General features: G+C 35.6%; 11 protein-coding genes. All 11 read right to left on the bottom strand.

What is annotated here, in order from left to right; genetic code table 11:
- Window positions 1-77 precede the first annotated feature (77 nt).
- The 11 genes from IGI43_RS13980 to IGI43_RS13930 all read right to left on the bottom strand — a co-directional run bounded on the left by IGI43_RS13980 (window position 78) and on the right by IGI43_RS13930 (window position 13,653).
- Window positions 78-698, bottom strand: a complete 621-nt coding sequence (locus IGI43_RS13980; protein ID WP_438758389.1) for a hypothetical protein — start codon at window positions 696-698, stop codon at window positions 78-80.
- 13 nt (window positions 699-711) lie between these two features.
- Entirely contained in the window at window positions 712-1,554 is an 843-nt protein-coding gene (locus IGI43_RS13975) for a BsaA family SipW-dependent biofilm matrix protein (RefSeq protein ID WP_438758388.1), read from the bottom strand.
- Window positions 1,555-1,570: 16 nt separating this feature from the next.
- Complete coding sequence (locus tag IGI43_RS13970) at window positions 1,571-2,305, bottom strand: LPXTG cell wall anchor domain-containing protein (RefSeq protein WP_438758387.1); 735 nt, start codon at window positions 2,303-2,305, stop codon at window positions 1,571-1,573.
- A 39-nt stretch (window positions 2,306-2,344) separates the two neighbouring features.
- Window positions 2,345-3,592, bottom strand: a complete 1,248-nt coding sequence (locus IGI43_RS13965) for a hypothetical protein (protein ID WP_438758386.1) — start codon at window positions 3,590-3,592, stop codon at window positions 2,345-2,347.
- Between the two features lie 71 nt (window positions 3,593-3,663).
- Window positions 3,664-4,266, bottom strand: a complete 603-nt coding sequence (locus tag IGI43_RS13960) for a signal peptidase I (protein WP_438758385.1) — start codon at window positions 4,264-4,266, stop codon at window positions 3,664-3,666.
- A gap of 805 nt (window positions 4,267-5,071) precedes the next feature.
- Entirely contained in the window at window positions 5,072-5,935 is an 864-nt protein-coding gene (gene metF, locus IGI43_RS13955; protein WP_438758384.1) for a methylenetetrahydrofolate reductase [NAD(P)H], read from the bottom strand.
- Entirely contained in the window at window positions 5,936-8,200 is a 2,265-nt protein-coding gene (gene metE, locus IGI43_RS13950; protein ID WP_438758383.1) for a 5-methyltetrahydropteroyltriglutamate--homocysteine S-methyltransferase, read from the bottom strand. It abuts the gene before it with no gap.
- A gap of 170 nt (window positions 8,201-8,370) precedes the next feature.
- Complete coding sequence (locus IGI43_RS13945) at window positions 8,371-9,090, bottom strand: epoxyqueuosine reductase QueH (RefSeq protein WP_438758382.1); 720 nt, start codon at window positions 9,088-9,090, stop codon at window positions 8,371-8,373.
- A gap of 39 nt (window positions 9,091-9,129) precedes the next feature.
- A complete protein-coding gene (locus IGI43_RS13940) occupies window positions 9,130-10,047 on the bottom strand; it encodes an L-lactate dehydrogenase (RefSeq protein WP_438758381.1) in 918 nt (305 codons plus the stop codon).
- A gap of 229 nt (window positions 10,048-10,276) precedes the next feature.
- Entirely contained in the window at window positions 10,277-11,575 is a 1,299-nt protein-coding gene (locus tag IGI43_RS13935) for a hemolysin family protein (RefSeq protein ID WP_438758380.1), read from the bottom strand.
- Between the two features lie 131 nt (window positions 11,576-11,706).
- Window positions 11,707-13,653 carry a KUP/HAK/KT family potassium transporter gene (locus IGI43_RS13930; RefSeq protein ID WP_438758858.1) on the bottom strand — a complete coding sequence of 649 codons (1,947 nt, stop codon included), beginning with the start codon at window positions 13,651-13,653 and terminating at the stop codon, window positions 11,707-11,709.
- Window positions 13,654-14,114 lie beyond the last annotated feature (461 nt).

Genomic DNA, 14,114 nt, shown 5'->3' with positions numbered 1-14,114 from the left:
CTTTTTAGAAAACACTCATTTCATGAGTGTTGAATTGAAATAGGCCAACATGGAATAATTATTCCATGTGCCTAACGTTATTCTGCTTGTTTAGCTAATTCTTTGTCGATTGTCTGTAAAGCTCCACTACTAGGTGTAGCTCCCTGCCACCATGCCTCACGATAAGCATATTGTGCGCAATTAATTGCTTCTACTTTTATCAATAAACTGATAAAAGCGTTGTGATACTCTAATCCTAAATCATTTTTCAATTTGACTTCTGTAAAGAGGTCTTTCGTAACATTAGATTCACCAGGCCTTAAACTTTTCAGGTAATAATAATAGCCATCTTCTCCTAGCTTCCACTCTGTGCTATTCAAATCTAAAAAAATCTCTTCTCCAATCTTTGAAGGCAATAACCGGATACTTCCAAGACTTTCCAAATGAATTTCAGGGTGAAGCATCACTCGAATAAACTGATTAACAGTTCCAGTATTTTCCACTGCTACTTTTTTTACGACTTTCTCATCTGGCTTAATCGCAGTAGGTTCTGTGAAAACTTCTTTAACTTTAGTCTGAAGATTGCCGATCTGAAAAAGATTTGCTTTCTCGTCGTTCATCATCATTGCGGCATATGCAGCTACGCTTCCAATAACTAAAAACAAAATAAGTATAGGTAATATCAACAAAAAATGGACGATTTTGTTCTTTTTTTTCATTTTTACTCCTCTCCTAATTAACTTTTTCAAGATACATTGCTTCCACATATGAACCCGAAGAAACCTTCCAGTTTTTCATTAGAGATTTTGTAACATCATGCGCATCCATAACTGGAATTAACTGGTATAAAGAGCCCTTATACTTGTTAGGTAAAGCGCTAGCTAAAGTAATACTTTGGACAAGTTGTTTTGTTTTTTCTTGTGGTTGCAACACTTCTGAGTAGTAAAAATAACCATCTGAATAATACCAATAATTCTGTGCATCAGGTAATGGTTGCTCATTTTCATCATAGATATCAGCATCATTAAATTGAATCCTTAAGTATTTAAGCCCCTCAAATGATCGACTTTTTTTATAGACATACGCCGTATTTGGATTTGTTTTATCCCCTTTGTAAACCTCGGATGCTACATAATACTTTTCAGAAGCAATTTTATATGTATTACCTTTTTTCCATGTAGCAGTATCTTCCATTGTCATATCAGAACCACTTGATTTGCTAACAATTTTTTGATTACCATTACCAACACCATCAGTCATATCAAGCGTAAACTGAGTGAAAAATTCATACAACGATATCCGAACAAGAGCTGGCATTTGTCCGTCATTTTTCACTAGTAATTTCTTTTCAGTCGTCTTTCCTTGTGCCCACTGCAGATTTGGAGTGAAGACCTCATCAATTACCGCAGAAAGCTTTTTACTATGTGACTCGTTTTGATTGATCTTTTCATCGCTATAGGTAATCCATGAGTATGTACTCCCTACTACAAGTAAAAGGCTTAAAAATAAAGAAAAGACAGCCAAGAAAGATTTATTCTGATTGATTATTTTCAACAATTTTTTTACTCCACTCATCGGTCTCCCCCTTCCTCTACTCCTCTTGATCTAATTTTTCTTTACGTTTTTTCCATAATAGAATTACAATCAATACCAATAATAGCCCTGCAAGTGTTTGGTAAATCAGGTTTTTGATTTCTTCTCCCGTCATCGGAAAGGTTCCTTTAGATTTTGATTTATCTTTTATAGCGGAACGACTATCTGTAGTATCTGATTTTTTTGATTGATTTTTTGTTGCAATAAAGGTCCAATGATACAATAGCTGGCTTTCTTCCTTATAATCAGCAAGAGTTAGGTCTTTATCTACCTCGAATACCGCAGTTAAAATCTGATCTTTACCATACTCGCAAGTTCCTATTGTAAGCGGTTGGACTGTCCAATCAAATTCTCCATTTCCTAATAAAGGGCCCTGATACAATTTTTTCCCATCAATAGACAAAGTCAATGTAATCATTTTATTAAAATTGATAACTCCTTTTGTTGCATCTGGAGTTACTAAAATTCCTAATTCAAATGGTTCTTTTACATCCATACCACGAATCGTAATCGTTTTTTCATAGCTTTCTCCAGGTAAGACATTCGGCAAATCAACATAATACTCTCCTTCTGAAGAAGCAAATATTCCTGTCTCATCGCCAATGACCACTCCCGGAGGAAGGGTTTGACTGGCAACAGCTAGTAACGATCCACTTGTAAACGTGATAAAAATACTCAATAAACCGCCCAAAACCCGTAACAATAGACGTTCTCGTACGTGATATTGTTGCATCGTTTGCACCCCTTCCTTTTACTTTTTTTAGCTAGAAATCTAGCTTGCTGCTTGTCTATCTAGAAACGTCGTGATTTTTTTAGTTTCTGAATCATCCGCTCCCTTTAAGTTCCAACCAGTACTATCAGTTAGCGCTTCTTTAGTTGCTTGAATGGCTTCCATTTTTACAACCAAATCATATGTCGCATTTGTAAATTCTGTTCCTACATCATTTGTAAATACTAATTTTTTCAATAGGTGTGGCGTTGTAGCACCTGAAATAATTGGACTTGTGAAGTAGAAATAACCATCCTCTTTATTGTAAGCCCATTTATCTTTAGCTAGTGCTGCTGTTGTAATCATGTCCGCACCATACTCTACTTTAATTCCGCTCACTCCTAAAGCCTCTTTATCTGCTTGGATACCTTTTTTATCTGCATTGGTAACTGGAATTTGATCAGTAGCTGTTGCTGGAGTAACAGCTGGAAGTGCGCTTAAACCTAAAGCAGCAATTGTATAGTTATAATCTACATCGTATTTTTTCCCAGCACTACCTAAAAGAGAAGCTTTCGCTGCCGTTGCCTCTGTTGAAGCTCCTTCTAAAGAAGATGCTGCCCAGTTTGTTGCTTTATGGCTATATCCACCTTTATAAACTAGGTATTCTGCTTTAGGCATAACAAAGTTCCAACTTTCGATTTGCGAATCAACAGTATTTCCACTTGCTACCGATACTTCTGATTCCATCGCTTGATATTTGCTAGGAGCATATTCAAAGAATGCGGAATAGCTGAACGTTGTGTTTTCATCACCCGTCACTGGATCTTTAGTGACAGAACCTTTTGCATACACTTTTACTCCGGCTGGCAAAGCATCTGCAGAGCTATTTTTTACTTGAGCTGTTACATCTATGTAGCCACTTCCTGCATCTTTATACTTTTCTCCATCATATTCAACTGGAATATCATCTGATAAAGTAGATGTTTCGCTGGCTTTCCATCCGATAGTTCGATTCGTCACAGCACCTTTTTCTGTCAAATATTTCAAAACTTCTTCATACGAAACACGAACAAAAACCGGAGTATTTCCTGAATTCGTCACAGCTACTTCTTTCGTTGCATCTGTACCAGGAACAATTGGTTTGGGATTCCAATTTTCCTCTACACTGACACTACCATCTTTGATTGCGGCAGATTTTACACGGTTAATTCGTTGATCTTGAGAATTGATCCATGCAAAAGTACCTGCGGCAGCTGCTAATAATGCTAGACAAGCTGCGGCTACCAACTTTTTCTTCTTGTTCTTCTTCATTCTTAATATCCTCCTATAAAAATATAATATATATTTACACTTTTCCTATTAGATAAGATAAAGTGGTAATATCACCGTTCGTATGCTGGGCTCCTTCTATTTCTTCTACCAGCTGGTTCTTCTTTTTGTGAAAATAGGTAGGCCTTCAGCACTAAGAAAAATCCATATAAAGAAAAAATACACACTAGACATGCCCAAAATTCTTCTCGAGCAAACGCTATAACACTACCTATCTTGGGAAGCGCAAATACTACTTTTCCAAGAACACGATCTGCCTTTACGGGCGGATCATTACTCTGATTGGCATCCCCTTTTGTAATAAGATAATCTCCTTTTTCTCCGTTTAATTCATTTTTTCGTTCCACCATCCGGTGAGTTAGATAACGAGAACCATCTCCAACAGCAAATGTTACAATATCATCTTTTTTGATTTTATTATCATCCATCAACTTAACGATAACGATATCTCCCGCATAAAAACCACCTTTAGGTCCATTCTCTTGAGGAACCATAGAATTAGTTAAAACAGTATAAAATCGATAACCAAAAATCGATGCTGTTGACTTTGAGCTAAATGAAAACATCACTGACATCAAAATGATTCCAATTGTAATTCCGTAAAACACCAAATTGCTTAAAATAGAAAACAGCAAGAAGCTTGGACTTTTAGTCATCTGTTTCCGTTCTATTTCACTATAACCCTGTCTCATTTTTCGTTTTTGAACAGTTCTACGAGGCCGTACCTGACGAGGCTTTGAACATTCAGAACTTCTAAACTTTTCGGAATATTCATTATGAGAGATTCGTGCTGTTGATCGCGGTCTTACCTTTACCACGCGCCGCTTATCTCGTTTATTTTCTGGAAATATCCTTTTAGACTCTGCATAAAAAACTGAATATTTTTTTGAATCAATCCGCCTAGCCTTTTCGTCTTTAGAACTCGCACTATTTTGGATAGGCGCTTTTCTTGGCATATAAAGACTCCTTTCATTTCATTGAATCGTACTAAATTAGTAATTTTGTCGTAGATAAAACAAAATACGATAACTTCAACGAACAAACTAAGATCATAATTAAAAAATAACTTAATCCTCTACATAAAACTATATATCTTGTTATTTTTAATGTCAATAACTATTCGTAAATTTTCTCTTCAATTTTTTTACTAATTAAGAAAATTAAATTTACCCAAACCTTAAAAACCTTATAAAAAGCATTTTTAATGAACATGAAATGCATTTTACGAAAAAACAAAAACTAAAAAACGTGCAAATTATAATAAAAATGTTTTTAATAAAAATTCATATAAACGTTATTTAATTATCATAAAATAATGACATTCATAATGTTGAACAAATTCAGAAAAATAATAATAACACCTAGGAAACACTTTATATAAAATTAGATTATAAAAAAAATGCAAGATCTAACTGTCCTGAGTTGACACTCAAAAACAATTGAATCCTGCATTTTTTTAAATTATGCAATAAATAAACTACGTGTTGCTTCTCTAATTTTCTGTGCTACATAAGGATTATTCATTGTATATAAATGAATTCCATTTGCTCCTTGTGCCACTAAATCCACAATTTGATTGATTGCATAAGCAATACCAGCATCCCGAATAGCTTCTGGATTATGCTCATAGCGTTCCATCATTTTTAAAAACTTTGTCGGCAATGTCACATTAGACATTTTTACAATTCGCTCAATTTGCTTTTTATTGACTACAGGCATAATACCTGCCTGTATCGGTACATTGATATTGGCAATATCACACTTTTCTTTGAATGTATAAAAATAATTATTATCAAAAAATAACTGTGTGATCAATTGATTCGTTCCAGAATCAACTTTACGCTTCAAGTTTCTAATGTCTTCAACTGCGCTCTCAGAGTCCCCATGGGTTTCGGGATAACAAGCACCAATAATGTTGAAATTACCTTGTTCTTGAATAAACGTGACCAAATCATTAGCATGAGCAAAATCTTTTTTTGGTTCTTTATCCGGTATAATATCCCCTCTTAAAGCTAAAATATTTTCTACATTTTTTTGCTTTAGTTCTTCTAAAATAACAATAATTTCATCTTTAGAAAAATTCACGGCAGGTAAATGTGCGACACTTGGCAAAAATTGCTCCTCTTGAATTTTCTGAGCAATGTCTGCAGTACTTAAGTTCTCACCTGTTCCACCAGCACCCAATGTTACACTGATAAAATCTGGTTGTTGTCCTTTTAAGCGTTCCAACGTCTGATAGATTGTATCGATCGGTGCTGTTCGTCTCGGCGGAAAAATTTCATAGGAAAAGACGGTTTTTTCTTTGAACAAGGCATCAGTTCTCATTTAAACCCCTCCACGGACCTTTTTTGCTGCGAGTACTAAATTTTTCAAACTTGCTTCTGTTTCCGGTACTCCTCGCGTTTTCAGGCCACAATCTGGATTGACCCAAACTTTTTCAATTGGTAATTTGTTTAAAATATTATAGATCGTTGTTTCGATTTCTTCTACTGATGGAACACGCGGCGAATGAATATCATAAACACCCGGTCCAACTTGCGTTCTAAAATCGATTGCTTTTAATGCATCTAAAATATCTAAATTTGAGCGAGATGCTTCAAATGAAATAACATCTGCATCCATATTATCAATATCTTGAATAATGTCCGAAAATTCGCTATAACACATATGAGTATGAATTTGAGTTGTCGGTTGTACTTTACTATGAACAAGACGGAAAGCTGGTATTGCCCAATCCAAGTACTCAGAATGCCAATCCGTTTGACGTAATGGTAGCTTTTCACGAAGTGCGGCTTCATCAATTTGAATAATTTCAATTCCATTCGCTTCTAAATCTAAGACTTCTTCTTGAATGGCCAAAGCTAACTGTAACGTTGATTCTCTTAAACTGATATCTTCACGCGGGAATGACCAATTTAGAATCGTTACAGGACCTGTCAGCATGCCTTTCACCGGTTTATCCGTCAAACTTTGAGCGTATTTAGAGTAGGCCACGGTGATCGGATTTGATCGAGAAACATCTCCCCAGATAATTGGTGGTTTTACACAGCGAGTTCCGTATGATTGAACCCAAGCTTTTTCAGTAAATAGATAGCCCTCTAAACTTTCACCAAAGTATTCGACCATATCATTACGTTCAAATTCACCATGCACTAAAACATCTAATCCGATTTTTTCCTGAAAAGCAACACACGCCGCAATTTTTTCTTGGTTAAAAGCTGTATATTCAGTTTCAGCGATCTCACCTTTTCTAAATTTCGCTCGATTTAGTTTGACTTCTTTTGTTTGCGGAAAAGAACCGATCGTGGTGGTTGGTAGAATTGGCAGTTTTAATTTATCTTCTTGAATAACTGCACGTTTTTCCAATTCTGGTAATCGGATAAAATCCTTTTCAGTCAAGGCTTTGATCTGTTGTGCCACCTGCTCATTTTCAGAAAAGCGTTGCTGTTCAAATAAGGTAATATTAGCATTCAACAAGTCTTGATTGTCTTCTTTATTCTCAACTATCTGCTTCAAATCATTCAATTCAGTTAATTTTTCGACGGCAAACGCAAAATAATTGGTTACGTCTGTTGATAATAGGGACTCATTGCCTAATGTAAATGGCACATGCAATAATGAACACGATGTATTTAATACGATATCGCCGTATGGTTGAAGCTTTTCAAGTAATGTTAATGTTGCTTGATAATCGTTTTTCCAAATATTTTTTCCGTTTATGATTCCAGCGAACAATAATTTATCATTTGGAAATCCATAGTCTTCAAGCAAACTTAGTATTTTTCTCCCTTCAACAAAATCTAACCCTATTCCATCAACTGGTAAATCAATCAATTCCTGGTAAACATCTCGAACGTCTCCGAAATATGTTTGCATTAGTATTTTTAAATTTCCCTTTTTAGCTAATAATTTTTGATACAACGCTTTAAATTGCTTAACTTCTGCTAGTGATAGATCTAAAACTAAAGCTGGTTCATCAAGTTGAAGCCATTCGCACCCAAGTTCTGCTAATTGAGCAAAAATTTGTGAATAGGCTGTAATTGCGTCTTCATAAAAATCACTTGCCTGTTTTGATCCGTGATAAGTAGATAATTTTAATAAAGTAAATGGACCGATTATCGTTGGCTTAGTAACAACACCCACTTCTTTTGCTTCATTAAAGGTGGTAAAGATTTTTTCTCCAACAAGTTTCAACTTTGTATCATCATCGATTTCTGGAACCATATAATGATAATTGGTATTGAACCATTTTTTCATTGCCAATGCTGTGACATCTCCGGCTTTTCCTTGGTATCCTCTTGCCAATGCAAAATAAGTTTCTAACGGAGATAAATGTAACGCTTGATATTTTTCAGGTATGATATTCAATAAAACCGCTGTATCTAAGGTTGTATCAAAAAATGAAAAATCATTGCTTGGAATAAAATCGATTCCCTGATCGACTAACAATTGCCAATGCTTAGTGCGCAGTTCTTTGCCTTTTGCTTCCAATTCTTCTGCTGAAATTTCTTTTCTAAAATATTTTTCTGTTGCAAATTTTAATTCTCTTAATTCTCCCACTCGCGGGAACCCGATAATCGATGTTTTCATACTTTTCCTCCTTCAATAAGGTATTTCAACTAGCTTACCACGAGAAGACAATATAGAATAACACTTATTTTCTATCGATATATATAGTTTAAAACTATAATTAAAAATAAAAATGCTCAAAAAAAACAATGGTTTCAACTATCTGAAATCATCGTCTTGATTAACTGTTCTTATTGTTCTGCTAAAAACGCTTTCGCTTCTTTATTCACTGCTTTTAAATCAACACCTTGTTTTGCCGCTGCAAACATACAACCACAGTAACATTGACGATACACGTCGTATTCTTTACACAGTTCGATCGAACGTTTATAACCATTATTCTTTTTAAAATCACTTGGTAAATAGTTGGTTGCATAAAATTTTTGAATATCGATTCCGATTTCATTGATCAATTGACTATTTTTCTTTGGAGACAGCGTCAGTGCGCTACCGAAGTAATCGTAGCCTAATTCTTGTGCTTTTTCTGCAACAATATCTAGGCGCATCTGAAAACAGGCAGAACAGCGCTTTCCACCTTCTGGTTCTTCAGTTAGTTCTTTTTCTTGCACTATTTGGATGAACTTATTCGGTTCATAAGGCGCCGCTAAAAATTGAACCTGATTATTGGTTTTTTCATTGAAATCCGCTACAAATTTTTGCTGTACGATTTCTCGGCGTTGATATTCTGCTCGTGGATGAATATTTGAATTAGCGAAGAAAATCGTGACGTCTGCATATTGTGTCAAATATTCAAGTGAATACGTACTACAAGGCGCACAGCAACTGTGAAGTAAAACAGTTGGACGACTATCCGATTTTTCCCAGTCCATAATCACTTTTTGCAGGACACGATCATAATTGATTTTTTGATTTGAGGACATCTTTTCCGTTATTTCCGTTAAGTTTATCAATGGATCACCTCCAGATTTAGTAGAATGATACGCTTTATCTTAGTGCTCAAATGGTAAGTTAGCCAGACCATTTTTGATGATCTCAATAGATTTTTTTAAGGCGTCGATTTCTTTTTCAGTCAACGAACAATCGATCAATGATTCTGTACCATTTTTTCCAATTATAGCAGGTTGACCATAATATGCATCCGCTTGTTTATTATAAGCGGAAACAGGAACAATCGTTTTTGAATCGTTTAGAATCATTCCAACGAGACGAGCAGCGCAAGTTGCAATACCATAACTTGTATAGCCTTTTCCTGCAAATGCATTCCAGCCCCCTGCCCGAACGTCTTCATCTAATCCCTCTAAATCAAGTTCACTGCTCCAAGTCAAAAGTGGCTGATCTCCAACTGTCACACTTGACCACGCAACAAATTGAGAATCCCCATGTTCACCATAAACATAACCACCAATATTGCGACTGTCGATCGATAAATTACGACTGACTGCTTGTTTCATCCGTGCTGTATCCAACATCGTACCTGTTCCAAATACTTTATTCGTTTCAAATCCTGTTAATTTTTGCATATACGCTGCAATCACATCGCATGGATTCGTAATTGTTAAAATAATACCATTAAATCCAGACTGCTTAATTTTAGGCGCTATTTCTTCTACTATTTTACTCGTGATCTCAAGTTCCTTAAAACGGTCGCCATCGTCTCCTAATGCACTAATCTGGCCTGCACAAAAAACAATGACCGATGCATCTTTTAAAGCTTGGTAATCTTGAATAACGATTTGGGTCTTACCCGTCAAAAAAACTTCTGCATCTAGTAAATCATATTCTTCAGAAACAGCTAATGTCTCATTTTTATCAATCAAAACAAGCTCATCAACTAAGCTTTCAGTGACCAATGTATAAGCAAGTGTTGCACCCACATGTCCTAATCCAATAATGCCTACCTTTCGCATCCAAACACTCCCTATTTCACTTTTTCTTAATCCTAGCTGAATAACCAGTTCAAGTCAATCTTATTTTACACTCTAAGTGAAAATCAGCTAACACAAAAAATTCTAAAAAAGACTTTTCCAAAATTTCAAATAATTAAAGAGATGTACAGTAGCTCCTCTTTTTCGCTGTTTATCCGACTCTAAAACCCGAAACAAAACTTGTTTTTCGTTTTGTTTCGGGTTCATTTTTTTATTCAGCTGATTTAGTTACCTTAAAATAATCAATATGGGCATGCTCATAATCCATTACTTCAAAAGTAAAACGATCGATCTTGATTTGGTCACCTACAGTAATTTGATTGTTTTTTTGCTCCACAATAAACCCAGCTAATGTCGACATTTCAGAATCTTCAAACGATGGAATTTTAACTTTAAAATAACGTTCAAAATCATCAAGTGTGATTTTCCCAGAAATAATATAAGAATTACTCGATTCTTTCGCAATTAAGGCATTTTCTAAGTCTGTTTCATCCCTGATATCTCCTACTAGTTCTTCTAAAATATCCTCGATCGTGACCATCCCTGTCGTTCCGCCATATTCATCTTTCAAAATGGCAATGTGCTTCCCTTCTTTTCGCATCATCGTCAATAAACTTTTGATCGGGATTGTCGCTAGAGCAATAATCGGCTCTTCGACTAATTCGCTAACTTTTCGTTGATCATTGATAAATGACTCCTTGATCAAAGCTGGCAATGTAACATATCCCAATACTTTATCCTTAGATTCTTCGATAACTGGATAACGTGTATGCCCTCGCTTTAACGAGTGTTGGATAGCTTGTTCTACGGTTTCATCTGCTTCAAAAACTTCCATTGATGTTCGATCGACCTGAATCTCTTTGGCTAAGGTATCATCAAATTCAAACACATTTTCCATATAATGATATTCCTCTTCAGTCAGTTCACCTTTTTTATAAGAATCAACAGCAACATATAGCAACTCTTCTTGGGTCAAGGTTTCTTCACCTTCTGAAATAAGTTTTATTCCTAATACTTTCCCTAATTTTGCCGCAGAATGGTTCAATAACCAAATAAAAGGATACATCACTTTATAAAAATAGTGAAGCGGTTTAACGATTCCTAAAACCACTTTTTCAGCTTGAGCAATACTGTAGCTTTTAGGCAATAATTCTCCAACAACAACATCTACATACGTCACTATCGCAAATCCCAAAATGATGGAGATCGTACGACTGAGCGTAGCACTTATTGGCAAATCTCCTATCAGTGGATGAAGTAGTGTCGCTACCGATCCTTCACCAACCCAACCTATAATTAATCCTGTTAATGTGATACCCAATTGGCAAGCTGATAAATAAGCATCTAAATGATGCGTTACATGGATTGCGAGTTCTGCATTTTTAACGTTGTCTTTTTTTAATTGTTCCAGTCTGGACATTCGAATTTTAACTAAAGCAAATTCACTTGCTACAAAAAATGCTGTAATTGCAATCATTAAAAATAATATAAAAAAATTTATTGCAAGCATATGTTACACCTCATTTTCCTTCTATCTGTTTATTATACTTGTCCTTTCAAAATAGCGCGAATAGAAACCAATACGTTAAAGTAAAAATCTGAAAAATCTCCAAGACTTCAAAACAGTCTTAGAGATTTTTACTATGACATAGTTTTTCTTTCCCTTAATCTGGTTTTTCTTGTATCACCAATAATCAAAGGAACAGATTCATATTTCACTTCACTATATTCTAAACCAAACCAGTTTTCAGGCGTTGTTGTTCGTTGTTTGATTGCTAGTTTCAGCTGCATGATTTGACGATCCCATTTTTTCAATTCGGTTACTTTGGATAGTTCTTCACGAATAATTACAAATTGGAAATCCCCTACTTCACGGCCTGGTGTTAATGAATATTTCTGTGGTTGTTTAGGCAAACGTCCCTCTTTCATTAAATCATGCACGATTTGACGAATGTAAACATTTACCTCTTGTGCTACATGAAAACCAAGATATAGTTGAACTTGAACAACAAAATCCGTACCCATCATATCTACAGAATATTCTTTGGTAAACGGTTCATCTGTTACCTCGACATTGACAAACCAATACACATTTGCTCGTTTAGGCTGTTTATCTAAGATCGAATAAATGATTTGTCGCCCAATCTCCTCCCCAATCGTATCAGGTGTCATGAACACAACATTGGTTTGAGATTTTGGAACACTTGTATCATCTTTTAACATTCGTAATTGTTCAACATATTGTTTGAGCGGAACGGTATCAGAGGTTTTCTCTTTTATAATGTTTCCACGTTCCCAAATAGTCATCACAGCTAATATCAATAGTGCAATCCCAACTGCAACATAACCTCCATGGAAAAATTTTGCAATACTTGAAACAAAGAAAATCGATTCAATGCTGCCAAAGAATAGAGTAATAAGATACGCCACCCATTTCGGCACGCCTTTTTGTAATAAGTAAAACATCAACAAAATAGTCGTCATAAGCATTGTCACCGTAATAGAAAGACCATATGCTGCTTCCATATGCGTAGATGTTCTAAACGTGACCACGATCAAGGAACACACAATCCACAACATCATATTGACTGCCGGAATATACATTTGACCAATATTAGCACCAGGATAAATAATTTTTAATCTTGGTAATAGTTTTAATTTAATTGCTTCAGAAACTAGCGTAAATGAACCCGAAATTAGTGCTTGAGATGCAATGACTGCCGCAACTGTAGCGAAAACTACTCCTATCAACATAATGCTGTTTGGCATCATTTGAAAGAACGGGTTTAAATTTTCAATCGCTAAAATAGACGGATCATTTTTTGCGTTCAAGATCCACGCTGCTTGTCCTAAGTAGTTGAGGATTAAACAAACTTTGATATACGGCCAACTAGCACGAATATTGTGTTTACCAACGTGACCTAAGTCAGAATACAACGCTTCTGCTCCGGTTGTTGCCAAAAAGACATTCCCTAAAACAAAGATCCCTAATTTATTTTCAGGACTAAAAAGCAGATGAATCGCATAATAAGGATTCAATGCACGAAGGACTGTCCAGTCTTGTCCAAAATTGATTAAACCCATCACACCTATAAACGTAAACCAAGCAAACATAATCGGTCCAAAAGCTTTTCCCACTGCATCTGTCCCAAAACGTTGAACCGAAAACAGAATAAGAATAATGGCCAGGGTAATCATCACGATAATATTTTGATCACTACCAAAACGATCAAAGAAAACTGGAATTCCTCGCAACCCTTCAATTGCTGTCGTCACTGTTACCGCAGGAGTCAATACACCATCAGCAAGTAATGCTGCCCCACCGATCATTGCTGGAATAATCAAATATTTTCCATTTTTACGAACAAGTGTGTATAAAGAAAAAATCCCACCTTCACCATGATTGTCCGCATTTAAAGCAATCACAACATATTTGATCGTTGTCAAAATTGTTAATGTCCAAAAGATCAATGATACCGCACCAATAATAAAATTCTCTGAGACATTCTGAAGACCACCATTATCTCCAACGATCGCTTTCATTACATAAAGCGGACTTGTTCCGATATCCCCGTAAACAACACCCATTGCTACTAAAAGACCAGCAGCAGTCAATTTCTGATGATGGGAAATTTTTGACTTTTCTATCACACGATTCTCCTCCAATTTAAAAGTGTAGCGGTCCATGAAGCTCTGACAGAAAAATGGGGTAATCTGTTTGCGATACTTTTTTTGTCACAGACAGATTTTATTTTTTCCGATAACATTCAATTCTTTGAGATTTAGCTCATCAGAGTTGATGTGATTGATACAGAGCCTATTGCCAGTCCACATAGCTAGATAATACGTAAAGCTAAAAAGTTGATCATTAAAAATTCTTCATCCTAATCTCACTTTTAAGTAAAACAAGAGACCTAAGTGAAACGCCACTTGGCCCTTACACTTAGGTCTCGCAATTTCATTCTTAGACCAGTGTTTTCACACTTGCTGTTGATCTAAAAACATAGATAAACTATGCTGCTACTCCCCTAAGATCCTTATTTGGAAAC

Origin of the sequence: Enterococcus sp. AZ126, assembly GCF_051714545.1 — a bacterium.
GTDB lineage: Bacteria > Bacillota > Bacilli > Lactobacillales > Enterococcaceae > Enterococcus_L.
This window is presented reverse-complemented; position numbering and strand designations above follow the sequence as displayed.

What these genes read in the sequence shown, in the direction of transcription:
- IGI43_RS13965 (WP_438758386.1), bottom strand. Translation starts at nt 3,592, where the DNA reads ATGAAGAAGAACAAGAAGAAAAAGTTGGTAGCCGCAGCTTGTCTAGCA.
- IGI43_RS13960 (WP_438758385.1), bottom strand. Translation starts at nt 4,266, where the DNA reads ATGACTAAAAGTCCAAGCTTCTTGCTGTTTTCTATTTTAAGCAATTTG.
- metF (WP_438758384.1), bottom strand. Translation starts at nt 5,935, where the DNA reads ATGAGAACTGATGCCTTGTTCAAAGAAAAAACCGTCTTTTCCTATGAA.
- IGI43_RS13930 (WP_438758858.1), bottom strand. Translation starts at nt 13,653, where the DNA reads ATGGGTGTTGTTTACGGGGATATCGGAACAAGTCCGCTTTATGTAATG.
- IGI43_RS13970 (WP_438758387.1), bottom strand. Translation starts at nt 2,305, where the DNA reads ATGCAACAATATCACGTACGAGAACGTCTATTGTTACGGGTTTTGGGC.
- IGI43_RS13975 (WP_438758388.1), bottom strand. Translation starts at nt 1,554, where the DNA reads ATGAGTGGAGTAAAAAAATTGTTGAAAATAATCAATCAGAATAAATCT.
- IGI43_RS13935 (WP_438758380.1), bottom strand. Translation starts at nt 11,575, where the DNA reads ATGCTTGCAATAAATTTTTTTATATTATTTTTAATGATTGCAATTACA.
- metE (WP_438758383.1), bottom strand. Translation starts at nt 8,200, where the DNA reads ATGAAAACATCGATTATCGGGTTCCCGCGAGTGGGAGAATTAAGAGAA.
- IGI43_RS13940 (WP_438758381.1), bottom strand. Translation starts at nt 10,047, where the DNA reads ATGCGAAAGGTAGGCATTATTGGATTAGGACATGTGGGTGCAACACTT.
- IGI43_RS13980 (WP_438758389.1), bottom strand. Translation starts at nt 698, where the DNA reads ATGAAAAAAAAGAACAAAATCGTCCATTTTTTGTTGATATTACCTATA.